The sequence below is a fragment of the Sagittula sp. NFXS13 genome (genome assembly GCF_040148795.1).
GTDB lineage: Bacteria > Pseudomonadota > Alphaproteobacteria > Rhodobacterales > Rhodobacteraceae > Sagittula > Sagittula marina.
The window spans coordinates 156178-177925 of record NZ_JAGEMH010000005.1 but is presented as its reverse complement, the minus strand read 5'-3'; the positions used below and the strand labels follow the sequence as shown (position 1 = coordinate 177925).

General features: G+C 63.7%; 21 protein-coding genes, 4 pseudogenes and 1 riboswitch. Of the genes and pseudogenes, 18 read left to right on the top strand and 7 right to left on the bottom strand.

Annotated elements, in window-relative coordinates; all coding sequences use genetic code 11:
- Window positions 1-5 precede the first annotated feature (5 nt).
- Genes cobN through cobJ form a run of 5 tightly spaced genes read left to right on the top strand, consistent with a single transcriptional unit; the run spans window position 6 to window position 6536 of the window.
- Window positions 6-3290, top strand: a complete 3285-nt coding sequence (gene cobN / locus J4E08_RS13030; RefSeq protein WP_349538869.1) for a cobaltochelatase subunit CobN — start codon at window positions 6-8, stop codon at window positions 3288-3290.
- Window positions 3287-4414 carry a ferredoxin-like domain-containing protein gene (locus tag J4E08_RS13025; RefSeq protein WP_349538868.1) on the top strand — a complete coding sequence of 376 codons (1128 nt, stop codon included), beginning with the start codon at window positions 3287-3289 and terminating at the stop codon, window positions 4412-4414. Before cobN ends, J4E08_RS13025 begins: the two co-directional genes overlap by 4 nt.
- On the top strand, window positions 4415-5044 hold the full coding sequence (locus J4E08_RS13020; RefSeq protein ID WP_349538867.1) for a precorrin-8X methylmutase: 630 nt from the start codon (window positions 4415-4417) through the stop codon (window positions 5042-5044). It abuts the gene before it with no gap.
- A complete protein-coding gene (locus tag J4E08_RS13015; RefSeq protein WP_246429407.1) occupies window positions 5041-5784 on the top strand; it encodes a precorrin-2 C(20)-methyltransferase in 744 nt (247 codons plus the stop codon). The genes J4E08_RS13020 and J4E08_RS13015 overlap by 4 nt, the downstream gene beginning before the upstream one ends.
- Window positions 5781-6536 (top strand): precorrin-3B C(17)-methyltransferase, encoded by a 756-nt coding sequence (cobJ, locus tag J4E08_RS13010; RefSeq protein ID WP_349538866.1) that lies wholly within the window; start codon window positions 5781-5783, stop codon window positions 6534-6536. Before J4E08_RS13015 ends, cobJ begins: the two co-directional genes overlap by 4 nt.
- Here the strand turns inward: cobJ and J4E08_RS13005 are convergent.
- Complete coding sequence (locus tag J4E08_RS13005) at window positions 6509-7264, bottom strand: cobalt-precorrin-6A reductase (protein ID WP_349538865.1); 756 nt, start codon at window positions 7262-7264, stop codon at window positions 6509-6511. The two genes, cobJ and J4E08_RS13005, sit on opposite strands and share 28 nt — an antisense overlap.
- Between J4E08_RS13005 and cbiE the strand changes: the two genes are divergently transcribed.
- From cbiE to J4E08_RS12960, 9 genes and pseudogenes are all read left to right on the top strand, one after another.
- Window positions 7263-8456 carry a precorrin-6y C5,15-methyltransferase (decarboxylating) subunit CbiE gene (gene cbiE / locus J4E08_RS13000; RefSeq protein ID WP_349538864.1) on the top strand — a complete coding sequence of 398 codons (1194 nt, stop codon included), beginning with the start codon at window positions 7263-7265 and terminating at the stop codon, window positions 8454-8456. The two genes, J4E08_RS13005 and cbiE, sit on opposite strands and share 2 nt — an antisense overlap.
- Window positions 8453-8821: a cobalamin biosynthesis protein gene (locus J4E08_RS12995; protein ID WP_349538863.1), complete on the top strand. Its 369-nt coding sequence runs from the start codon at window positions 8453-8455 to the stop codon at window positions 8819-8821. The genes cbiE and J4E08_RS12995 overlap by 4 nt, the downstream gene beginning before the upstream one ends.
- The gene (cobM, locus tag J4E08_RS12990; protein WP_349538862.1) at window positions 8818-9621 is read left to right on the top strand and encodes a precorrin-4 C(11)-methyltransferase; all 804 of its coding nucleotides are present in this window, start codon (window positions 8818-8820) and stop codon (window positions 9619-9621) included. The genes J4E08_RS12995 and cobM overlap by 4 nt, the downstream gene beginning before the upstream one ends.
- On the top strand, window positions 9618-10928 hold the full coding sequence (locus tag J4E08_RS12985; protein ID WP_349538861.1) for a cobyrinic acid a,c-diamide synthase CobB: 1311 nt from the start codon (window positions 9618-9620) through the stop codon (window positions 10926-10928). The genes cobM and J4E08_RS12985 overlap by 4 nt, the downstream gene beginning before the upstream one ends.
- Window positions 10925-11644 (top strand): uroporphyrinogen-III C-methyltransferase, encoded by a 720-nt coding sequence (gene cobA, locus J4E08_RS12980; RefSeq protein WP_349538860.1) that lies wholly within the window; start codon window positions 10925-10927, stop codon window positions 11642-11644. The genes J4E08_RS12985 and cobA overlap by 4 nt, the downstream gene beginning before the upstream one ends.
- A gap of 26 nt (window positions 11645-11670) precedes the next feature.
- Window positions 11671-11850: riboswitch (cobalamin riboswitch) on the top strand.
- Between the two features lie 59 nt (window positions 11851-11909).
- Window positions 11910-12587 (top strand): energy-coupling factor ABC transporter permease, encoded by a 678-nt coding sequence (locus tag J4E08_RS12975; RefSeq protein WP_349538858.1) that lies wholly within the window; start codon window positions 11910-11912, stop codon window positions 12585-12587.
- A gap of 64 nt (window positions 12588-12651) precedes the next feature.
- Window positions 12652-13401, top strand: coding sequence for a precorrin-6A synthase (deacetylating) (cobF, locus tag J4E08_RS12970; protein WP_349538857.1), 750 nt, complete (start codon window positions 12652-12654; stop codon window positions 13399-13401).
- Between the two features lie 55 nt (window positions 13402-13456).
- Window positions 13457-13733: pseudogene (locus tag J4E08_RS12965) on the top strand (hypothetical protein); the annotation flags it as partial.
- Between the two features lie 11 nt (window positions 13734-13744).
- A pseudogene (locus J4E08_RS12960) lies at window positions 13745-14044 on the top strand (transposase); the annotation flags it as partial.
- Window positions 14045-14424: 380 nt separating this feature from the next.
- On the opposite strand, the gene J4E08_RS12955 reads toward J4E08_RS12960, so the two are convergent.
- From J4E08_RS12955 to J4E08_RS12945, 3 genes are all read right to left on the bottom strand, one after another.
- Window positions 14425-15894, bottom strand: a complete 1470-nt coding sequence (locus J4E08_RS12955) for an aldehyde dehydrogenase family protein (RefSeq protein WP_349538856.1) — start codon at window positions 15892-15894, stop codon at window positions 14425-14427.
- Window positions 15895-15908: 14 nt separating this feature from the next.
- Window positions 15909-16490 (bottom strand): flavodoxin family protein, encoded by a 582-nt coding sequence (locus J4E08_RS12950; protein WP_349538855.1) that lies wholly within the window; start codon window positions 16488-16490, stop codon window positions 15909-15911.
- A gap of 75 nt (window positions 16491-16565) precedes the next feature.
- Window positions 16566-16967, bottom strand: coding sequence for a DoxX family protein (locus J4E08_RS12945; RefSeq protein ID WP_349538854.1), 402 nt, complete (start codon window positions 16965-16967; stop codon window positions 16566-16568).
- A gap of 118 nt (window positions 16968-17085) precedes the next feature.
- Here J4E08_RS12945 and J4E08_RS12940 point away from each other — a divergent pair, with 118 nt between their 5' ends.
- The 4 genes and pseudogenes from J4E08_RS12940 to J4E08_RS24530 all read left to right on the top strand — a co-directional run.
- Window positions 17086-17991, top strand: a complete 906-nt coding sequence (locus J4E08_RS12940; RefSeq protein WP_349538853.1) for a LysR family transcriptional regulator — start codon at window positions 17086-17088, stop codon at window positions 17989-17991.
- A 252-nt stretch (window positions 17992-18243) separates the two neighbouring features.
- On the top strand, window positions 18244-18693 hold the full coding sequence (locus tag J4E08_RS12935) for a hypothetical protein (RefSeq protein ID WP_349538852.1): 450 nt from the start codon (window positions 18244-18246) through the stop codon (window positions 18691-18693).
- Window positions 18694-19164: 471 nt separating this feature from the next.
- A pseudogene (locus tag J4E08_RS12930) lies at window positions 19165-19374 on the top strand (GTP-binding protein); the annotation flags it as partial.
- Window positions 19375-19412: 38 nt separating this feature from the next.
- A pseudogene (locus J4E08_RS24530) lies at window positions 19413-19493 on the top strand (phosphoribosyl-AMP cyclohydrolase); the annotation flags it as partial.
- 151 nt (window positions 19494-19644) lie between these two features.
- On the opposite strand, the gene J4E08_RS12925 reads toward J4E08_RS24530, so the two are convergent.
- The 3 genes from J4E08_RS12925 to J4E08_RS12915 are packed head-to-tail and all read right to left on the bottom strand — an operon-like array spanning window position 19645 to window position 21685.
- Complete coding sequence (locus tag J4E08_RS12925) at window positions 19645-20457, bottom strand: metal ABC transporter permease (protein WP_349538851.1); 813 nt, start codon at window positions 20455-20457, stop codon at window positions 19645-19647.
- Complete coding sequence (locus tag J4E08_RS12920; protein ID WP_349538850.1) at window positions 20454-21194, bottom strand: ATP-binding cassette domain-containing protein; 741 nt, start codon at window positions 21192-21194, stop codon at window positions 20454-20456. The genes J4E08_RS12925 and J4E08_RS12920 overlap by 4 nt, the downstream gene beginning before the upstream one ends.
- Window positions 21191-21685 carry a transcriptional repressor gene (locus J4E08_RS12915; RefSeq protein WP_349538849.1) on the bottom strand — a complete coding sequence of 165 codons (495 nt, stop codon included), beginning with the start codon at window positions 21683-21685 and terminating at the stop codon, window positions 21191-21193. Before J4E08_RS12915 ends, J4E08_RS12920 begins: the two co-directional genes overlap by 4 nt.
- Window positions 21686-21748 lie beyond the last annotated feature (63 nt).

Sequence of the window (21748 nt, the reverse complement as noted above, 5' to 3'; positions counted from 1 at the left end):
CTCTCATGCACGTCGTTTTCCGCGAAAGTCACGGTCTGGAAGAGACCGCCACACCGACCGATATGGGCCAAAGCCCTGCGGATCTGGTGGTGCTGTCCTTTTCAGACAGTGATCTCGGGGCATTTGCCGCCGGATGGCGACGCGGCGGCGGTCCTGAGGGACGGCTGCCCAGCCTGCGGCTTGCCAACCTGTCTGCCCTGCGGCATCCGCTGTCGGTCGACACTTACGTGGACAATACTCTTGCCGGGGCCAAGGGTGTCCTGATCCGTCTGATCGGCGGATTGCCCTACTGGGAGTACGGCGTCCAACAGGTGCTGCGTCTTGCGAAAGAGAAGGGCATCGCAGTCGCCGTGCTGCCGGCGGATGGACGCGCCGATGAGCGGCTGGATCGTGTCTCGACCCTCCCCGTCTCGACGCTGCGACGGCTGAAGGATCTGTGCGACGCTGGCGGCGAAGTTGCCGCCCAGGCTGCGCTGGCGCAGATGGCGCTTGCGGCCGGGTTCTATGCCAGCCCTGTGCGTGGCAGCAAATCCATGCCGCAAGTCGGCGCGTGGACCCCGGAGAACGGCGTCGTTTGTCCCTTGGCCGACATGCCGGTATCGGACGCGCCGCGCATCCTTGTCGTGTTTTATCGCTCATACCTCGTGGCGGCAGATCTTGCGCCCATCGCGGCCCTTTTCAACAGCTTCCGCGCCAAGGGCCATCACGTTCGTGCGCTGTTTGCGCCCTCGCTCAAGGCCCCGGAGGCGAGCGGCTGGCTGGCGCGTCAGGTTCGCGCTTATGAGCCGAGCGCCATCGTCAATGCCACCGCGTTCAGCGGCAAGGGCGCGTCCGGGGCGTCGCCGCTCGATGCAGGCGAGGTGCCGGTGTTTCAGGTGACGCTGGCCACATCGACGCGAACGGCCTGGGCCGAGTCCGATCGCGGCCTGTCCCCCGCCGATCTGGCGATGCATGTGGTGTTGCCCGAAGTGGACGGGCGGCTGACCGGAGGCGTTATCTCCTTCAAGGAGCCGGGCGAGCGCGACGCCGATCTGCAATTCTCCCGACATACACACGAGGCCGACACGGACCGCATCGAGGCCGCCGTCGCGCGGATCTCCAGCTGGGTGGCGTTGCGCGCGCAACCCGTGCACGAACGCCGTGTCGCGCTTTTGCTGTCTACTTATCCCGGCAAAGACTGGAATATGGGCCATGCGGTCGGACTGGATGCTCTCGCCTCGGCCCAATCGATCCTGGAAGACCTCAACACCGCAGGGTACGATCTGCCGAATGCGGTCGCCGGACTGGAAAAACAGCTTCAGCATCAAGCGTTTGCCGTGCCTGTTGCGGACTACAACGCCGACCTTCAGCGTTTGCCGAAATGTCTTCAGGCCCGTTTGGCAGCCGACTGGGGCGTGCCAGAAGACGACGCAAACGTCCGCGATGGCGCCTTTCATTTCGCAGGGCTGAGACTGGGAAAGTCCGTGGTCGCGCTGCAACCGGAGCGCGGAACGCCCACACGGCGCGATGACGACTATCACGATCTGTCCCGCACCCCGCGCCACGCCTACGTCGCATTCTACCTTTGGCTGCAACGCGCGGCGGACGCTTTGGTTCATATCGGTGCACATGGCACGTTGGAATGGTTGCCCGGCAAATCAGCGGCCCTGTCCGGAACCTGCTGGCCGGAGCTCCTGACCGGCGCTTTGCCCGTCCTCTACCCTTTCATCGTCAACGATCCCGGCGAAGCGGCACAGGCCAAGCGTCGCATCGGCGCGCTCACTCTGGGCCATGTGCCGCCACCCCTGAGGCAAAGTGAGACCCCGGACCGGCTGATCCGCCTTGAAAGCCTGCTGGATGAGTTTTCCACCGCCGATGGGCTTGATCCCCAACGACGGGATCGGCTTCAGGACGATATTCGTACAGAAGCCCGCATGATTGGCGTAGAACAGGATCTGGGCCTTGATGGCGCGTCCTGCGCGGCAGAGGCGATCACCCGCATTGATCGGTTCGTCTGCGATATCAAGGAAAGCCAGTTCGGCGATGGGCTGCATACCTGGGGCCGTGCATCCTGTGACGCCCACGCTGCCAGCGCTACAGCAGAACGCGCCGCCCTGTTGGACGCGTTGGACGGCAGGCGCATCGCGCCCGGGCCATCCGGGTCCCCCTATCGCGGGCGGACCGATGTCCTGCCCACCGGGCGCAATCTGTTCACCACCGATCCGCGCGCGGTTCCGACGCGCGCCGCCTATGCCCAAGGCGTCAAGCTGGGCGAAGAGTTGATGCGGCGGCACCTTCAGGACGAGGGCGATTGGCCGCGAGGGCTGGTGGTCGATCTTTGGGGGTCCGCCACCATGCGCACCGCCGGAGAAGAGTTCGCCATGGCGCTGTCCCTGCTGGGGGTGCGCCCGGTCTGGGACGCGGGGTCGGAGCGTGTCTCCGGCATCGAAGTCCTGCCCATCGCGGAGCTCGACCGACCGCGCATCGACGTGACCCTTCGGGTGTCCGGTCTGTTCAGGGATGTCTTTCCCACGTTGTCTGCCTTGTTCGCGCAGGCCATTCGGGCGCTGTCTGCGCGCGACGAGGCGTCGGACTGGAACCCCTATGCAGGAGCGGTCCAGACCGCGCGGGTTTACGGACCTCGGCCGGGACACTTCGGTTTGGGGTTGGGGGCTACACTCGACAGCTTTGCGCCCGATGCTCGCGCGCAGGCAGGTCAGGCTTGGCTTGATGCATCGGCATGGGCGCTGGACGGCGAAACGGCCACACGGGATATGGAAGGGTTGCAGGCGCGGGTGGCACAAGCTGACAGCTTTGTTCACCTGCAGGATTTGCCGGAAACCGATCTTTTGCTTGCGGCGGATTATGCGGCACATGAGGCGGGCTTTGCCGCCGCTCAATCCGTGGCAGGCGGGAAGGCCAAGCTGTATCACCTGGACAACACCGCGCCGGATACACCACGTGCGCGGCTGCTGCCCGAGGAAGTCGCTCGCGTGGTCCGCGCCCGGGCCGCCAACCCGGATTGGATGGCAGGGATGCGGGCGCATGGGTTTCGGGGCGCCGCCGAAATCGCCGCGACCCTCGATCATATGGCCAAGTTTGCGCAACTCGCCGGGGCAGTCGGTCCACATCTCTTTGATGCCTATCACGACGCCACCTTGGGCGATCCGGAAACAGACGCCTTTCTGGCGCATAGCAACCCGCAGGCCCACACAGCCATGCAGGCCACGTTCCGCGCCTTGCTTGATGCGGGGCTCTGGCAGACCCGGCGCAATTCCGTCCTGGCCAAGGTGCAGGAGGCAGGCGCATGACGGCAGAGGTCAAAGGCTGGTGCCCCGGCGCACACCGTCCGATGGCCTCCGGCGATGGGCTGGTGGTGCGTGTGCGCCCGTTCCGGGCTTGCCTGACAGATCAACAAGCGCTGGCGCTTTGTGCACTGGCAGAGGAATTTGGCAACAGCATGCTCGACCTGACCAGCCGGGCGAACGTGCAAATCCGAGGCGTCGCGGCTGACAGGCATCAGGACTTGCTCCGCGCGTTGTGGGACATCGACCTGCTTGACGCGGACCCGCAGACAGAGGGCCGTCGGAATATCCTGATGCCGCCGGACTGGGTCAGCGGTGATCAGACGTATCGGCTGCATGACGCCTTGGCGAAGGCCATTCCCGACTTTCCGGATCTGCCGGAAAAGATGGGATATGCGGTGGACACCGGGCGAACCGCCTGCCTCAGCGATGCTTCCGCCGATCTGCGCTTCGAGCGCGATGGTGATGGGCATTTGATGTTGCGACTGGACGGAGCCGCAAAAGGATGGCGGATCGACGAAAGAAACGCCATGTCCGCCGTGAAGGACGCGCTGCTGTGGTTCAACGCCACCGGGGGCAAGTCGGCCGGACGCATGGCGCGTCATCTGCGGCATGTCTGCCTTCCGGACAAATGGCAATCCTGCACGCCGCGTGCCGTTACCAAACCGCTGGTGCCGAGGCGCGACAATGACGCAACAACCCTCGGCGTGCCATTCGGCAACATTCCTGCGCGGGATCTGGTCCAGCTGATACAGGCGGCGCGTCTGACCGAACTGCGCCTGCTGCCGCATCGTCTGATCCGGGTCGCTACAAAGGTTCCCGACATTGCCCCCTTCATCACCGCCCCGGACCACCCGTTGCTTCGGATACATGCCTGTCCGGGCGCGCCGTTTTGTCCTCAGGCCACTGTCGAAACACGCGACTTGGCCATGCGTCTGGCGGGCAGCGTGGAGGGCACCCTTCATGTGTCCGGCTGTGCCAAGGGATGCGCACGACCAGGAAAAGCCGACGTCACGCTGACCGGCAGGTCGGGGCGGTTCGACCTGATCCGTGATGGCAGCCCCTGGGATCCACCCGCCGCCGCCGGCCTCTTACCGCACGACCTACCTGATCTGATCGGAACCGCCTGAATGCCCTATGATTATGAAAAAGACGGCGCGGCCATCTATGCCGAAAGCTTTGCCACCATTCGGTCAGAGGCCGACCTCGCCCACTTTGACGCGGAGGAGGAACCCATCGCCGTCCGCATGATCCACGCCGCCGGCATGGTGGGGCTGGAACGCCACATCCGGTTTTCCAAAGGCTTCGCCACAACCGCACGCGCCGCTTTGGCCAAAGGTGCGCCGATCCTGTGCGATGCGCGCATGGTGTCCGAAGGTGTGACCCGAACCCGCCTGCCCGCCGGAAACGAGGTGCTGTGTACCCTGCACGCCGAAGGCATCCATGACAGCGCGCGCGCCATGGGCAACACCCGCTCTGCCGCTGCTTTGGAGCTGTGGCGCCCCCATCTGGAGGGCGCGCTGGTGGCCATCGGCAATGCGCCTACGGCGCTTTTCCATCTGCTCAACATGCTGGAAGATTCGGCATGTCCGCGTCCGGCGGCCATCATCGGCTGCCCGGTTGGCTTTGTCGGCGCACGCGAAAGCAAGGATGCGTTGTGGGCCGATCAACCCGTGCCCTGCTGTATCGTCGAAGGCCGTCTGGGCGGCAGCGCCATCACCGTTGCGGCGGTCAACGCCATCGCAAGTCGCGCAGAATGAACGTTCAGATGATCCAGAAAGGTACGATCTGGGGTGTCGGCCTTGGCCCCGGTGATCCTGACCTGATGTCGGTGCGCGCCGATCGCCTGCTGCGCAATGCCAGCCACGTGGCCTATTTCCGCAAAGCGGGACGCAGCGGACAGGCGCGGCGCATTCTTGACGGGATGCTGCGCCCGGACGTTACTGAAATCGCGATGGAATATCCGGTGACAACCGAAATTCCGCTGAGCGATCCGCGCTACAATGCGCTGCTGTCGGCGTTCTACGAAGACAGTGCCGCCCACCTGCGCAGCCTGTCTGATGCCGGCCAGGAGGTCGTTGTGGTCAGTGAAGGCGACCCGTTTTTCTACGGCTCCTTCATGCACCTGTACACACGTTTGAAGGACGATTGCCCCGTGCATGTCGTTCCCGCAATCACCGGGATGAGCGCGGCCTGGACCGCGACCGGGCTGCCGATCACATGGGGCGACGATGTGCTCACCGTGCTGATGGGCACGCTGCCGCACGATGCGCTGGTGGCGCAGATGGCGGCGTCTGATGCGCTGGTCATCATGAAGATCGGTCGCAACATCGAAAAGGTGCGCGAGGCCTTGCGCGCGGCGGGTCGCTATGATGCCGCGTGGCTGATCGAACATGCCGCCATGCCCGATCAATCCGTGCAAAAGCTCTCGGAGGCCGGGGATCGCGTCACGCCATATTTTTCGATCATTGTCGTGCATGGCAACGGGAGGCGCCCGTGACCGGCTCCCTGACCATAGCGGGCCTTGGCCCCGGCGCGGACACTCTGGTCACGCACGAGGTCGAAGCGGCCCTCGCGGACGCGACCGATTTGGTTGGCTACATTCCTTATGTCGCACGGGTGGCCGAACGTCCGGGGCTGACCCTGCATCCCTCCGACAATCGGGTCGAGCTCGACCGGGCCCGACATGCGCTGGAGATGGCCGTCGCAGGGCGCAAGGTGGTCGTTGTCTCCTCCGGTGATCCGGGGGTGTTTGCCATGGCATCGGCTGTTTTCGAAGCTGTCGAAGACGGACCGGAGGATTGGTGTGACCTCGATATTCGCGTTCTGCCCGGCATCACGGCCATGCTCGCGGCCGCCGCCCGTGCAGGCGCTCCCCTGGGTCATGACTTTTGCGCCATCAACCTGTCGGACAATCTGAAACCCTGGGCTTTGATCGAAAAGCGGTTGCGTCTGGCGGTCGAAGCGGATTTTGCCATGGCGTTTTACAACCCGCGGTCCAAATCCCGACCCGAAGGCTTCGCGAAGACGCTCAAGGTGCTGCAAGAGAGCTGCGGTGACGCGCGTCCGGTCATCTTTGCGCGGGCTGTTTCGACCCCTGAGGAAGAGATCCGCGTGGTTCCCCTGACCCAGTGCCAGCCCGAGATGGCCGACATGCGCACGGTGGTGATCGTCGGTGCCTCCAACACGCGCGTCATCGCGCGGGAGGGCCGCGCCTCTATCGTTTACACGCCCAGATCGGTGCCCGCATGATCGAGCCAGTGCATCACGGCCTCAATGGAATGCGCTTCGGCCCGTTGTGGAATGGCGGGACGGTCGATCATCAGCACCGGCAGCCCGAGGTCTCGGGCGGCGATAAGCTTTGCCTGTGCACCGGTGCCGCCTGCATTTTTGGACACGACAAGCGCGATGTCGTGCTTTTGCAACAAGGCGCGGTCGTTTTCCACGGTGAACGGCCCCCTGTCGACGATAACCTGAGCATCGGGAAAGCCCAGCGGTCCATCCGGGGCATCCACCAGACGCAACACGTAGCTGTGCTGCGGATTGGCGGCAAAGGCGGGCAAATGCATACGCCCGACCGCCAACATCACACGCTGCGCCGGTCCGTCCAAAGCGGCAACCGCCGCATCTATACTGGCCACATGGGTCCAGTGATCATCCGCTTGCGCCCGCCACGGCGCCCGCGTCAGGGCTATCAACGGCACGCCGGTCAAGGCTGCGGCCTCAATGGCATTCACGCTCATCTGCGCGGCAAAGGGATGGGTGGCATCGACGATATGCGTGATGCTGGCCTCTCGCAGGTATCGCGCCAGACCATCGGCACCGCCGAAACCGCCGACGCGCATGGGCAGCTCTTGCGGCGCAGGCCGCTCCACCCGGCCCGCCATGGACACGGTGCCCTGCAGACCGGCTGCAGCCACGGCCTTGCACAGCTGTCGCGCTTCGGTTGTGCCACCAAGGATCAGAAGGTTCGGGCGCATGTCTAAGGCTCCTTGGCTGACAATCATAGGTTTGGGCGAAGATGGCCCAGCGGGCCTGTGCAACGCAAGCCGGGATGCGCTGGCACAGGCAGCCTGCGTCATGGCCCCGGCGCGACACTTGTCCCTGATCCCGGACGGGGCCGAACAGATTGAATGGCCTGTGCCCTTTGCCCAAGGCGTCGACCTGTTGATGGCGCGGCGCGGACAGCCGACGGTGATGCTGGCCTCTGGCGATCCGTTCTGGTTCGGGGCCGGAACCACCGTGACCCGACATCTGGCGCGCGACGAATGGCGAGCCTTTCCGGGACACTCGACCTTTTCGCTGGCGGCGGCTCATCTGGGCTGGCCATTGGAGGCGACGGTCTGCCTTGGCCTGCATGCAAAACCGCTCTCACGACTGCGGCCGCACCTTGCTCCGTCGCAGCGCATCATCGTCACGCTGCGCGACGGCGACGCGGTTGTCGAACTCGGCACCTATCTGGAGCAAACGGGCTTTGGCGCCTCGCATTGCGTGGTCATGGAGGCACTCGGAGGTCCCCGGGAACGGGTCACTGAACTGCCAGCAGCGGACCTGTCTGATGGCGTTGCCAGCCATCCTGTCTGCGTCGCCATAGAGGTGCGCGGCGAGGGGCGTCCGCTCCCCCGCGTCAGTGGCCTTGCGGATGACTGGTTCGCACATGATGGCCAGATCACGAAACGGCCGATCCGCGCCATGACCCTTTCGGCCCTCGCACCACGCCCTTTTGAACATCTTTGGGACATCGGCGGCGGGTGCGGTTCCATCGCGATCGAGTGGCTGCTTGCCTGTCCATCACTGAGCGCCACAACCATCGAGCCACGCGCCGATCGCGTGGGCCGTATCTCCGCCAACGCAGCGCAGCTTGGGGTGGATCGTCTGCGCGTGGTCCATGGCGCGGCCCCGGCTGCCCTGGAGAACATGACGCCGCCGGATGCGGTGTTCGTCGGTGGCGGCCTGTCGCCGGAACTGATCCACAGCCTTGAGGCCCTGCCCGCCGGCACGCGGCTGGTCGTCAATGCGGTGACGCTGGAAAGCGAGGCTTTGCTGGTTCAAACCTGCAACCGTCTTGGGGGGGAGCTGATGCGGATGGAGATCGCCAATGTGGTGCCCATCGGCCCAAAGCAAGGTTGGCGCGCGTCCTTCCCGATCACTCAATGGAGCCACACGCTATGATCGTCGCTGGTTTCGGTTTCTCTACGCGCGCTCGAATTGACAGCCTGAGGGATGCCTTCAACGCGGCCTGTGCCGCCGTGGATCATCCCCCCCAGATGCTTGCCACCGCTGCCGACAAGGCCGCCAGCCTTGCGCCGTTGGCGGATGAACTGGGTCTGCCGCTGGTCTCGGTGACGGCGGCAGATCTCGTAGCGCAACCCACTTTCACGCAGTCTTTGCGCGTTGCGGCAGAACGCGGCACCGGTTCCGTGGCCGAAGCCGCCGCTCTGACCGCCGCCGGGCCGGGCGCGCGATTGCTGGCGCCGCGCCTGCACGCCGCTGACCGCCTTGCAAGCTGCGCCCTGGCCGAAGGAGCCCCTTTATGACCGTTCATTTCATCGGCGCTGGCCCCGGCGCGCCGGACCTCTTGACGTTGCGTGGGCGCGACATCATCGCAAGCTGCCCGGTGTGTCTGTACGCAGGTTCCTTGGTGCCCGCCGAGATCTTGGCGCACTGCCCGGCGGATGCCCGCATCGTCAACACAGCGCCACTGGACCTCGACCAGATCATGGCTGAGATCGGCAAGGCCCATGCCGCAGGGCAAGATGTGGCCCGTCTACATTCCGGGGATCTCTCTGTGTGGTCGGCCATGGGCGAGCAAATGCGCCGTCTGAAGGCGATGAGCATCCCGGTGTCTGTCACGCCCGGCGTGCCAGCCTTTGCCGCTGCGGCTGCGGCACTGGGGGCGGAGCTGACGCTGCCCGGTCTTGCGCAATCTGTGGTGCTGACCCGAACCTCCGGCCGTGCCAGCGCTATGCCAGAGGGCGAGACCTTGACCAACTTTGCGACCACCGGCGCGACGCTTGCGATCCATCTGTCGATCCAGAACCTCGACCGCGTGGTAACGGAGCTAAGCCCTGCCTACGGGCCCGATTGCCCCGTTGCCGTGGTCTATCGCGCCAGTTGGCCGGATCAGGTCATCCTGCGCGGCCAGTTGTCTACGATAGCAGCGCAAGTGACCGGGGACATCCAGCGCACCGCGTTGATCCTTGTGGGCCCTGCTCTCGCTGGCGAGGGGTTCGACGAAAGCTGCCTATATGCCGTGGACTATGATCGGCGCTATCGCCCGCAAAGCAGCGACAGCCCTTGGGCCAGCTGGACCGAAGAGACCGAGGCCAACGCATGAAGGGGCTGCTGATCTCTGCGCCGTCTTCGGGCACAGGCAAGACGACAGTGATGTTGGGGCTGTTGCGCGCGCTGAGCGATGATGGCCTCCGCGTCCAACCGTTCAAGTCCGGGCCGGATTATATCGACCCGGCGTTTCACAAGGCGGCCTGTGGTCGCGCGAGCTTCAACCTCGATGGTTGGGCGATGGGGGCAGACCTTTGGCAATCCATCGCGGCGCGTGGGCGGGACGCCGACATCTGCATCGCCGAAGGGTCGATGGGGTTGTTCGACGGTGTCGCCACGCGTGGTCAACAAGGCTTCGGAAGCAGTGCGGAAACCGCTCAGGCCATGGGCTGGCCTGTCGTTCTGGTGCTGGATGTGAGCGGGCAGGCGCAATCGGCAGCCGCCACCGCGCTCGGGTTTCGCAGCTACCTGCCCGATCTGCCCTATGCCGGGGTGATCCTGAACCGCGTGGCCTCGCCGCGCCACGAAAGGCTGGCGCGCCTGGGGATGGAGCGCGCAGGCCTCCCGGTGCTTGGCGTTCTGCCCCGGCGGGGGGATCTGTTGCTGCCCGAGCGGCATCTGGGATTGATACAAGCCGTCGAGCATCCCGATCTTGACGCGGCAATCGCAGACTACGCCGCCTTTGTACGGGAACACCTCGACCTCGATCTGATCCGCGATGCCGCGGAAGGGCATGATCTGCCGTATCGCGAGAAAATGCCCCATCGCCCACCGGCCCAACGCATCGCGCTGGCCCAGGACGCCGCGTTTTCCTTCACCTATCCGCATATCCTCGAAGGCTGGCGGGACGCCGGGGCGGAGGTCCTTCCGTTCTCTCCGCTGAACGACGAAGCGCCGGACAGGACGGCCGATCTTGCATGGCTGCCCGGTGGCTACCCGGAGCTGCACGCCGGAACACTTGCCGCTGCCGAGACCTTTCGCGACGGGCTGCGCCGATTTGCCGAAACGCGCCCCGTTCATGGCGAATGCGGTGGCTACATGGCGTTAGGAGAAGCACTGATCGACGCCTCCGGCACCCGGCACCGTATGGCCGGGCTTCTGGGTCTCGTCACCAGCTACGAGAAACGCAAATTTCATCTGGGGTATCGCCGCGCGGTCCTGCAAGCCTCCCTGCCCGGTTTTGCCGCCGGCGCCGCGTTGCGTGGGCATGAGTTCCACTATTCCAGCATCATCGAGCAACCTGACGCCGCGCTGGCCGAGGTCCGCGACGCGGACGGGACGCTTGTCCCGGAAACCGGGTCATGGCGCGGCCATGTATCCGGCACCTTTTTTCACCTCGTCGCGCAGGAGGAACCGGCATGACCGGCTTCGTCAGTTTCGTCAGTTCAGGCCCCGGCGATCCGGAGCTTTTGACGCTCAAGGCAGTGAACCGTCTCGGGCGGGCGGATGCGGTCTTGTTCGACGACCTGTCCTCGGGTCCGATCCTCAGCCATGCGCGGGCGGGGGCCGATCTGGTGGGCGTCGGCAAACGGGCAGGACGCCCCTCGCCCCGTCAGGACCATGTCAGCCGCCTACTGGTGGAATATGCACAGCTGGATCAACGGGTGGTGCGGTTGAAATCCGGGGACAGTGGCATCTTTGGTCGGCTCGAAGAGGAAATCACCGCGCTGAAGGCCGCCGGCATCGGTTACGAGATCATTCCCGGTGTGCCATCGGCCTGTGCCGCCGCCGCCGCAGCTGGCATCCCGCTGACCCGGCGGCTGACGGCACGTCGCGTGCAGTTTGTCACGGGCCACGATGTGTCCGGCCAACTGCCGGAAGACATGAACCTGAGCGCGCTGGCGGACCCGACGGCCTCGACCGTCTTGTTCATGGCCAAACGGACTTTCCCGAAACTGCTCGCCATGCTCAGCGACGCTGGGCTGCCGGGCGATACACCTGCGATCCTCGCAGAGGCGATCAGCACGCCCGAGCAGACCATCCAACGCCACACTGTCACGTCCCTGTCAGAGGCGCTCGAAAATTGGCTTTCCGACAAACCCGCCCTGATCCTTTACGGACCACTGGCAGAGACATGAAACGAGAACCACGAAAGGAGACCGACATACCGACCGCCACGTACGGTGTCACGACCCGTGACGAATAGGGAACCGGGTGAAACACCTGGACTGCCCCCGCAACTGTAAGCGGTGAGCGTGAAGGACTGCCACTGGCCCATTGGCTGGGAAGGCCCCGAACGCCGCGACCCGCAAGTCAGGAGACCTGCCGTACTCATCACCCCCCGCCAGTCCGGCGGGTATCCCCGCTGCCGGAGGGGCAGCACCATATATGAGGGACTAGACCATGCATATTGAACCCGGCGTCGTGGACGGCGCCAAAATGGCATTTGCCTACGCAACAGCGGCAGGCGCGGCAGGTTACACGGCCAAACTGGTGCGCGATGAACTGCGCTCAAGCAACGTTGTTTCACTGGCCACCCGCACCGTTTTGGCGGCTGTTGGAACCTTCGTCTTTTTTGAAATCATGCCGCATTTCGCGGTCGGCGTGTCAGAGGTGCATTTCATCCTCGGGACCACGCTGTTGCTGCTTCTCGGCGCGGCCCCGGCGGCGCTTGGCCTCGCGCTCGGCCTGCTGGTACAGGGGATGTTCTTTGCCCCGACCGACATGCCGATGTATTTCGTCAATGTCACGACCCTGCTGGTGCCGCTCTTTGCGATCACCGAATTGGCGCGTCGGATCATTCCACGACAGACGGCTTACGTCGACCTCGGGTACGGCGAAGTGCTCAAACTCTCCGCCCTTTATCAGGGGGGTGTCGTGGCCTGGGTCGCGTTCTGGGCAATCTACGGCCAAGGCATCGGTGCCGAAAACCTGAGCTCAGTGCTCAGCTTCGGCGCAGCCTATATGCTTGTCGTCATCGTCGAGCCGGTGGCCGACCTTGCCGTATTGGCCGTGGCAAAAGCACTGCGCAATAAGAACACGTCCGGCATTTTCACGGATCGGTTGTTTAACGCGGCCTGACCCCAACATTCCCCTCCGGGCCGCACAATCGGCGGTCCGGAGTTTTTGTGATCGAAAGACGACCATGATACGCGCACCCAAAGACATCTGGCTGATCGGCATCGGCACCGGCAGCCTGTCGCATATCACGCTGGAGGGGGTGGCCGCCTTGCGGGATGCCGCCCTCATCCTTGTGCCCCGCAAGGGTGCTGGCAAGGACGATCTGGCAGAGGTGCGTCATCAAATCATCGCGGCCAGCGAAACCCGGGCCAAAGTGGTGCATTTCGACTATCCCGAACGCGATCCCGCTTTGCCTTATCAGGAGCGTGTCGCGCTCTGGCATGACGAGATCGCAAACCGCTGGGCGGCTGCGCTGGATACGGCCCAGGTCGATGGCCCCGTGGCGCTTTTGGTCTGGGGGGACCCGTCTCTGTATGACAGCACGTTGCGTATTGCCGCGCGGCTGACACCCGAACCCAAGGTGCGCGTGATCCCCGGCATCACTGCGATACAGGCGTTGACGGCAGCGCATGCGATCCCGCTAAACACCGTCAACGGCGCAGTGCATGTCACCACCGGGCGCCGTTTGCGCACACTCGGGTTGCCTCAGGGCGATACGACAGTGGTGATGCTCGACGGGGAGTGTGCCTTTAAGGACCTCCCACCCGATGGGCTACACATCTGGTGGGGCGCCTACCTGGGAACAAGGAACCAGATCCTCATTCACGGTCCGCTCGACGAGGTTTGCGACGAAATCATTCAAACCCGAAGCGACGCTCGCGCTCAATTCGGATGGATCATGGACAGCTACCTTTTGCGCCGCACGTCCCGCTGAGAGAGCCAAGGACGCCCAGTCCCAAGGCCCGGCCGCAGTTTGGGGACGTGCAATATGCATCCCTGGCCGGAGGCAGAGGAAGGAACCGGTAAAGTACCCCTCTCGGGACATTGCTTCGCAATACCCTTCCGGGCGAGCGACAAGCGCCGGTACAAACGCCGGAACCGCACCTCTCGGGACATCACGTACCGTGATGCCCTGCCGGGCAGCGATACAAGATCATGTTCGGCAGGTTGAAGGATTGGCCCCGTGTGGCAACCCGCTACGGCAGATGCCCGAAGGTCTGCCTGTCAGCCATCGCTCTCGCAGCACGCGTCATCTGCTGGCTATGAGTCCTGACCCCAAGGCATGTCCTTCCCAGGCGAAATGCTGCCCGAACGTGGATGCACGTAAGATCACCCGCGAGGAACATGAAGACGCCCGTCAGGTCGCCCACGACATCGCCCAAACCGACCAATACGCCATCTCGATGAAGCTGCGAAAGTAGGTCGAGATGCTCTTTGCCCACCTCAAATGGATCCGCTGCCTCAACCAGCTCCCATTTCGCGGCCCATGCGACGCAAATGACGACTTCCTCCTCGCAGCAACCGCCCGTAACCTCCGCAAGCTGGCCAAGATCCTTCCCGCACCGCAGCAACCGCGAAACACCCGACAGGAAAGCCGCTCCCGCCCAACTCAGGCGACGAAATTCTGTGCTCGCGAACGGGTGTGTTTTCCACGGAAACGGTGAGAAGCGGTCATGCGGCGGTGCGGCAGCCTTCCAAGCCGGTGTCGTGACGCACACGACCCTCTGCGAACCCTCTCCGAGGTGGGCCTCGCTGCGGTGCAACTTCGCCGAACCGGGCATCGGTCGCGTCGTGCAGCATGCTCTGGCGGGCCAAGGTCAGCTTTGCGGGACGAAGCCCCATTGCGCTGCAAGTGCGCCAACGGCTGGTTTTGGACGCTTTCCCAAAATGTTCCATCAATGGATTCGCTTTGGCAAACCGATACTCTTCGCGGTACGAACCAACCGCATTCGGGCCGCTATTCCGCGATAGGGTAGCGCCCTGCGTTCGGCCCTTCGATGGAAATCCACTGAATTTCGGTGAACGCCTCAAAGCCAATGGCGCCGCCCGAGCGGCCATAGCCACTGTCCCTGACGCCGCCGAAGGGGATCTGCGGTTCGTCATCCAGCGTCGTGCCGTTGATATGCGACATCCCCGCGTTCAGACGTTTGGCCATGTCGAGCGCCAGCGTCACGTCGCGAGTGAAGATTGCAGAGGAAAGGCCGTAGTCGTTGTCGTTGGCCACCCGCAGGGCGTCTTCGGGGCCGTCCACGATGACGACACTCGCCATGGGGCCAAAGCTTTCCTCTTGGTATACCCTCATCTGGGACGTGACGCCCTTCAGCACGGTCGGGGCAAAGACGCGCCCTTCGGCGGTTCCGCCGGCAAGGCATTCCGCCCCCCTGGCGACAGCATCCTCGGTCATTTCGCGCAGGCGTGTCACTGCGGCCTCGTTGATCACAGGGCCCAGAACCGTGCCGTCCCGGCGCGGATCCCCGTAAGGAACGGTCTTCGCCAGCGCGGCAAGGCGGTCACAGAAGGCATCGGCAATGGAACGATCCACGATGATGCGCTCTGTCGACAGGCACCCCTGACCGGCGTTGGCAAAGGAGCCGAAAGCGGCTGCGCTGACCGCCCGGTCGAGGTCGGCATCTGCCAGCACGATGCAGGGTGCCTTGCCGCCCAGTTCCAGCACCGCAGGTTTCAGATGCGCCCCTGCCTTCTGGGCGACGATGCGTCCGATCTGCGTCGACCCGGTAAAGTGAACCCGGCGCACGTCCCGGTGGGCGATCAGGGCATCGACCACTTCGGCCGCATTGTCCGGTGCGTTCGTGATCAGGTTGAGGACGCCGTCGGGGATCCCCGCATCGGCAAAGCACTGTGTGACCAGCGTGTGGGTCAGCGGTGTCTGTTCCGAGGCCTTCATCACCACGGTATTGCCGACCACCAGCGCGGCCGGCACCGAAGCCCCGACGAGCAGCGCAGGTGCGTTCCAGGGAATGATGCTCACGACGACGCCCGCCGGCTTTCGGATGGCCATCATGGTGCGGTCAGGGGTGTTCGACGGGATCGCCTCGCCGGTCAGCCCCTGATAGGCAGCGCCCGCCGCAAAGCGCAGTTTCTCGCACAGCACCTTGACGTTGTAGGTGCCCCAGGCGGCAGGGCCGCCCATTTCGACCGTGATCGCGGCAGATATTTCGCCGGCGCGGGCCTGTACCGCATCGGCCGTGGCCATCAGATAGTCACCCCGCACATGGGGCGACAATGCGGCCCAGGGGGCGAAAGCGCGCTGCGCGGCCTCGACCGCGCGGTCAACGTCAAGCGTGCGGGCTGCCGAGGCGCGGGTCGCCGTCTGGCCCGTGTAAGGATCGAGGCAGGTGTAGGTTTCTCCGCCATTGGCGGGCAACCAGTGCCCGCCGATGAAGAGAGTGTCATCGGTATCTTTCATTTAATGCTCCCGCATTACAGAGCTGTCCGCGCCGCGGCGAACTGTGCGGCGACCTTCGCCACGCGAGCGCCGTAAAGACGCGCGGTTTCCAGATCACCCGTCGACATCTCTTCAGGGGCGGCATCGGCATCGGCCTGGGTCATGAGGCCGGCATAGGCGCCCATCCTGTTCAAGTCATCGCGCTTGGCCGCCTTGGTGTTGGCAGGCTTGATCGCAAGCGACACCCAGTGCCCGCCGTGCTGACCGGCAAGCAACATGAAGTATTGCAGCGTGTTCAGCTTGTCGCCGTTAAGGCTGGCGGAATTGGTGAAGCCGCCCATGATCTTGTCTTCCCACTCTGCCGCGAACCAAGGCTTGGAGGAGGCATCGGCGAACTTTTTGAACTGCCAGCTTGGACCACCCATGTAGGTCGGCGACCCGAAGATGATGGCATCCGCGTTCAGCAGTGTCTCCCACGCCGCGTCGGGGATGTTGCCTTCGGCGTCGATGGGGATCAGCGTGCCGTTCGCGCCTTGGGCGACCGCTTCGGCCACTCGCAGGGTGTGGCCATAGCCGGAATGGTAAACGATGGCGGTGGTGATGGTGTCTTTGGTCATGAGGTTTTCCTTGAGATTCGAGGGGGAGGCGCAGGCCGCAGGGGATCCCTGTGGCGCCGCTTTCAGAGGGATGGATCAGGTGGTGCTGCGGATCGGGAGCGGCGTGCGCAGGCGTGGATCGCGCAGCCAGAGGCCGCCCCAGACCAGCACACCCAGCACCAGCGAGATGATTTCGGGCGGGGACCCGATCTCGCCCAGTCGGACATGTGCGCAGATCGCGCCGCCCAGGAATCCGGTCGTCAGGATCGCGCCAAGCACGGCTGTTTTCGGAAGGGCATAAAGGACGGCACAGCCGATCATCAGAGTGCCCAGAAGCGGGGCCATGCCGGTATCGAACCCGGCCTCGTCCAACATCGGGCCCGCCAGCGCGGGAACAAGGAATTGCACGATGCCGTCGGCAAGCAGGGCCACGACAGCCAGCGCGCTGGCTGCGCGTCCAAGCCGGTGCAGGCCGTCTGATTTCGATCTGTCTGACATGATGTGGGGCCTTGTGGAGTTTTCTTCTGCTCCCCTATCTACCCCTCCACATTGGGCCTGTAAATCATGCAAATAAGAACGTACTGTTCACCTCAAAAGAAACAATGGCGACCCCCGGATGCACAGCCTGGAACACCTTCAGATCTTTCTGCGTGTCGCCGAAATGCGCAGCTTCAGCCGTGCGGCCGAAAGCCTGGGCACGCAGAAGGGCCGGACCTCGACCGTGGTGCGGCAGCTTGAGGAAGAGCTGGGCGTCAGGCTGTTGCACCGCACGACGCGCACTGTGCAATTGACCGAGGACGGGCGCAGCTTCTACCAGCGCGCGCGCGACCTGCTAAGCGATTTCGACGACATGAGCACGATGTTCGCAGGCGATGATGTGGCGCTGCGGGGACGGTTGCGGGTGGATTTTCCGACCGAACTGGCGCGCTCGACGCTGGTGCCCGCCTTGCCGGGTTTCATGGCCTTGTACCCGGATCTGGAGCTGGAACTGTCCAGCACCGACCGGCAGGTGGATCTTGTCGACGAGGGGTTCGACTGCGTGCTGCGGATCGGCCCGATCGGAGACGACACCCTGATCGCCCGCCCCGTGGGGCGGCTGCGCATGGTGAATGCCGCAAGCCCCGCCTATCTGGCGCAACATGGCACCCCGTTATCGTTGGATGATCTCCGGCAACAAGGTCACAGAACCATCCATTACAGCCGAACCCTTGGCGCGCGGCCCTACGGCTGGGAACATCCCGACGGCGATGACTACGCGACGCTGCCATTGCCCGGCGCATTGCAAGTGAACAGCGTGCAGACCTATGAGGCCGCAGGTCTCGCGGGTCTGGGCCTGATCCAGGCCGCCCATACCGGCATCCACGCACATCTGGAAAGCGGTGCGTTGGTTGAGGTATTGCCAGACCTCAGACCCGAACCGCTGGAGGTCAGCCTTGTGGTGGCACACCGTCGCAACCTGTCGCGGCGGGTTCGCTTGTTCATGGCCTGGGTCGAAGATGTACTGGCACCCTATCTTGATTGACGGGCTGAACCATTGCCAGCCTCGCGAGAGCAAGCAGGCCGAACGAACCAGATAGGCTGTCTGGCGCTGTTTCAAAGCCGCCAAGCTGAGATGGCGAAAGGTCCGTCGAAGCGGCCATTAGACCACTCTGCAGCATTTCGTATCTTGGGCTCGGACCGGACCTACGCTGCACGGCAGGGTCAAGCGCTTGATCGCGCCGCTCCCGGCATATCTGCGAGCAAAACGACCGCTGACGTCGTCGAAATGTCGGGAATGCTGGCCAAGATTTCGAAACGATCGGTCAGTCTGAGAACAGAGCGCACGATCGCCTTCATGGCGGCAGCCACTCGCGCCAGCTGCGGTTCGATTTGGCCCAATCACTGGATGAGCAGACGTCGCAGCATCGCAAGCATTTCGATCTTCGGCCGTGTCTTGGCTGCGGTGCGACCCTTGATCACGCCGCTGCGCAAAAAAATTAACTCGCGAAGGTTGCCTAGGGCGGCGGAATGCGTTTGCGTGGCTTTGTTACAGGGCGCTTCCCTTTCTCGCCAGCATCTCGACGTCCAGACGATCCACCTTGGCGGCACGGCCCATGGCTTCGGCGCATCATCGCGCCTGCCGTGGATTGACAACATGCGTTTCAAACAAACAGTCAGGATTCGTTCGGCTGGGCAAGAATCCCTCGGATCGTCGCCGTGTCCGCCTTACCTTCGAAGACGATGAACGCCCGGTCATGGAAACGCGATCGAAGAGTGAAACCAACCCGTCGGTCGCGTTCACGCCTTGTCGATGCTTGTTTCTTGTCAGACAATACGCATCCAGAGTTGCCTTGGACACGTCGATCCCAATCACATTATGCATGAAATTTCTCTACCTTGTCTTGTCATGCCTAACCAACGCCTGTCATTCGGGCGATTGATCTGCCGGATTATTTGCGGGCCCTTTGGAACTCCGTTCAGTATCGAAGAAAGCCCGGGGCACCTCTCGGGCTCTTTCTTTACGCAAGACCCTGACTGACGGTCAGCGGACCATACTCGGGAGCGGTCCATCCTGACCCAGTGGCGTACAATCCTTGCCCCGCCATCATGCAACAATAACTGCTAAAATCGTAAAACAAGAGAGGTGATCTGACTGGCGCACGGAATGAACTCCGCCTGGTGAGTGGCTGGTCGAGTTCCCGAATAACGCGTCGAGAGCTTCGATTTCCGCGACGAGCCGGGCGAGAGCCTGTCCGATGTGGCGCGGCTTGATAAAATGGTGACGGAGGTGGCTCCGGTGAACCTGCGCAATGACCATTCCAGCCATGATTTTCTGACCGGCCGGGGCGAGAGCCTTGGCGAACAGGACGATCGCTGTCTCGTAAGCTTGCTGACCGACCAGATCGAATTCGCCGATGTGGTTATCCGCTGGACGCGGGCTTCGCGATCCAGAGCTGGCGGTCGATGGAGAGCGAAACCGCAGCCGAGTTCATTCAGGGCGATGTTGCGCTATGGATGGGCTGGGTGAGCCTCACGGACAAGACCGGCGCGGTGCCCAAGATCGATAAGGGCTTTTGCTACAAACGCGACGATGCGGGGGTGCTGCAGCGCTCTCCGCCGATTGCCTATCCCGAGGAAGAAATCGCCGTGGACTACGTGAACCGAGACAGCGCATCCCCACACCGGGGTCGCCGCCTTATCGCCGCGCCAAAATCTGACCGACATTCACCGACAGGGCAAAGACCCCAACCACGACGCAGACGATTGTCGGGCCGGTCGGCGTGTCGAAGACCCAGGCCGCGCGAATGCCTCCGACCACGGAGGCAGAGGCCAGCCCTCCGGCCAACAGGGCCATGGTCTCGGGCGTGCGGGTCAGCGGGCGTGCGGCGGCGGCGGGGATGATCAGCATCGCGGTTATAAGCAAGGCGCCCACTACCTTGATCGCGACGGCCACCACGATAGCCAAGGCCACGTTCAGCACCATCTGCTCGCGCCGGGGATCCACCCCCTCGGCATAGGCCAGATCGGGGTTGAGCGTCGATGTCAGCAGGGCCGACCAACGCCAGATCAGCAGACCAACGACCAGCGCGCCGCCGCCCCAGATCACACCCAGATCGCGCGGCATCACCGCGAGGATGTCGCCGAAAAGATAAGCCATCAGGTCGATCCGGATGCCCGACAGAAAGGACGCGGCAACGAGGCCGAAGGCCAGCGCAGAATGCGCCAGCACGCCCAGCATCGTATCCATTGCAAAGCCGCGTCCGCCGAGTGTGGAGACGGTGAAGGCCATCACCAACGCCACCCCCATCACCCCCATGAAGATCGATACGGAAAATGTCAGCGACAGCGCCACGCCAAAGATCGCAGCATGCGCCGTGGCATCGCCGAAACAGGCCATGTGCCGCCAGACCACGAAACATCCCAAAGGCGCCGCTGCGAACGCCAGCCCGATACCGGCGAGAATGGCGCGCAAAACGAAATCGTCGAGTATTGCGTCTGCCCAACTCATTGCGCACCTTCCTTGTGGTCATGCCGGTGGTCATGCCGGTGGTCATGATGGTGCGAGTAGAGCGCCAGCGCGCCGCCGGTGCCTTCACCAAACAGGGCACGATACTCCGGGGCGGAGACCACATGCTGCGGCGTGCCTTGGCAGCAGATATGCCCGTTCAGGCAGATCACCCGGTCAGAGGCGCTCATGACCACATGAAGATCATGGCTGACCATCAAGATACCGCAGCCATGCTCTTGCCGCACCGCTTCGATCTGGCGGTAGAAGGCCGCCACGCCCGGTTGATCCAGGCCTTGGGTTGCCTCATCCAGAACCAGCAGATCGGGTTCACCCAGCAGCGCGCGCGCCAGCATCACGCGCTGCAATTGTCCCCCGGACAAGGCGCTGATCTGGCGGCGCTCAAAGCCCGGAACGCCGGCCTCCTCAAGCGCTTGCACGATCCGCGCGCGGCTCACGCGCCGTCGCAAGCTCAACAATCGGTCTACAGTCATCGGCAAGGTCGGATCGAGCGCCAGCTTCTGCGGCACATACCCGATGCGAAGACCTGCCTGACGGGTGATCCGCCCGGTGCTCGGCGCGATGGAGCCGATCAACAGCCGCAGCAGCGTCGATTTGCCGGAGCCGTTCGGCCCGACGATGGTAACGATTTCGCCTGCGGCCATTTCGAAGGACACGGATTTGAGGATCGCGCTGTCCCCGAAGGTCAGCCCAACGCTGCCAAATGTAAAAAGGGTCATGTGTTCCTTTTGGATCCTGCGTCGTCGAGGCAACCGGGGCAGATCCCGACGGCTTTCAGTTTTGTTGCCGCGACCACGAAGCCAGTCTCCTGCGCCTGCCTTTGCATCGTGTCGCCGGAGACCGGAGAGGCCGCTTCCGTGGCTTTGTCGCACGCCCGGCAGATCATGAAGGCCGGCTTGTGATGCGCGTGCGGCTGGGTGCAGGCGACATAGGTGTTCAGGTGTTCGTTCTTGTGCACAAAGCCGAACTCCACGAGGAACTCCCGCGCCCGGTAGGCGACCTGTGTGTGCGGCGCCTTGCCGTCGGTCTTCAGCTGATCGAGGATCTTGTAGGCGGTCATTGCACTGCGCTGCACCGAAAAGGTCTCCAGCACCCGGCGACGGATCGGCGTCAGCCGCTTGCGCTTGCCTTCAAAGAAACGCTCTGCGCGGGCGAAACAGGCAGAGACCGCGCTTTCCGAGGGGTGCGGTCCAAATTGATAAGGCTTCATCTGCATGCGCCCGGGCTCATGTCTTCGTTTTTCTACTTGATAGGTTATAACATACTATTTACA

What these genes read in the sequence shown, in the direction of transcription:
- cobN (WP_349538869.1), top strand. Translation starts at nt 6, where the DNA reads ATGCACGTCGTTTTCCGCGAAAGTCACGGTCTGGAAGAGACCGCCACA.
- J4E08_RS13025 (WP_349538868.1), top strand. Translation starts at nt 3,287, where the DNA reads ATGACGGCAGAGGTCAAAGGCTGGTGCCCCGGCGCACACCGTCCGATG.
- J4E08_RS13020 (WP_349538867.1), top strand. Translation starts at nt 4,415, where the DNA reads ATGCCCTATGATTATGAAAAAGACGGCGCGGCCATCTATGCCGAAAGC.
- J4E08_RS13015 (WP_246429407.1), top strand. Translation starts at nt 5,041, where the DNA reads ATGAACGTTCAGATGATCCAGAAAGGTACGATCTGGGGTGTCGGCCTT.
- cbiE (WP_349538864.1), top strand. Translation starts at nt 7,263, where the DNA reads ATGTCTAAGGCTCCTTGGCTGACAATCATAGGTTTGGGCGAAGATGGC.
- J4E08_RS13005 (WP_349538865.1), bottom strand. Translation starts at nt 7,264, where the DNA reads ATGCGCCCGAACCTTCTGATCCTTGGTGGCACAACCGAAGCGCGACAG.
- J4E08_RS12995 (WP_349538863.1), top strand. Translation starts at nt 8,453, where the DNA reads ATGATCGTCGCTGGTTTCGGTTTCTCTACGCGCGCTCGAATTGACAGC.
- cobM (WP_349538862.1), top strand. Translation starts at nt 8,818, where the DNA reads ATGACCGTTCATTTCATCGGCGCTGGCCCCGGCGCGCCGGACCTCTTG.
- J4E08_RS12985 (WP_349538861.1), top strand. Translation starts at nt 9,618, where the DNA reads ATGAAGGGGCTGCTGATCTCTGCGCCGTCTTCGGGCACAGGCAAGACG.
- cobA (WP_349538860.1), top strand. Translation starts at nt 10,925, where the DNA reads ATGACCGGCTTCGTCAGTTTCGTCAGTTCAGGCCCCGGCGATCCGGAG.
- J4E08_RS12975 (WP_349538858.1), top strand. Translation starts at nt 11,910, where the DNA reads ATGCATATTGAACCCGGCGTCGTGGACGGCGCCAAAATGGCATTTGCC.
- cobF (WP_349538857.1), top strand. Translation starts at nt 12,652, where the DNA reads ATGATACGCGCACCCAAAGACATCTGGCTGATCGGCATCGGCACCGGC.
- J4E08_RS12955 (WP_349538856.1), bottom strand. Translation starts at nt 15,894, where the DNA reads ATGAAAGATACCGATGACACTCTCTTCATCGGCGGGCACTGGTTGCCC.
- J4E08_RS12950 (WP_349538855.1), bottom strand. Translation starts at nt 16,490, where the DNA reads ATGACCAAAGACACCATCACCACCGCCATCGTTTACCATTCCGGCTAT.
- J4E08_RS12945 (WP_349538854.1), bottom strand. Translation starts at nt 16,967, where the DNA reads ATGTCAGACAGATCGAAATCAGACGGCCTGCACCGGCTTGGACGCGCA.
- J4E08_RS12940 (WP_349538853.1), top strand. Translation starts at nt 17,086, where the DNA reads ATGCACAGCCTGGAACACCTTCAGATCTTTCTGCGTGTCGCCGAAATG.
- J4E08_RS12935 (WP_349538852.1), top strand. Translation starts at nt 18,244, where the DNA reads ATGCTGGCCAAGATTTCGAAACGATCGGTCAGTCTGAGAACAGAGCGC.
- J4E08_RS12925 (WP_349538851.1), bottom strand. Translation starts at nt 20,457, where the DNA reads ATGAGTTGGGCAGACGCAATACTCGACGATTTCGTTTTGCGCGCCATT.
- J4E08_RS12920 (WP_349538850.1), bottom strand. Translation starts at nt 21,194, where the DNA reads ATGACCCTTTTTACATTTGGCAGCGTTGGGCTGACCTTCGGGGACAGC.
- J4E08_RS12915 (WP_349538849.1), bottom strand. Translation starts at nt 21,685, where the DNA reads ATGAAGCCTTATCAATTTGGACCGCACCCCTCGGAAAGCGCGGTCTCT.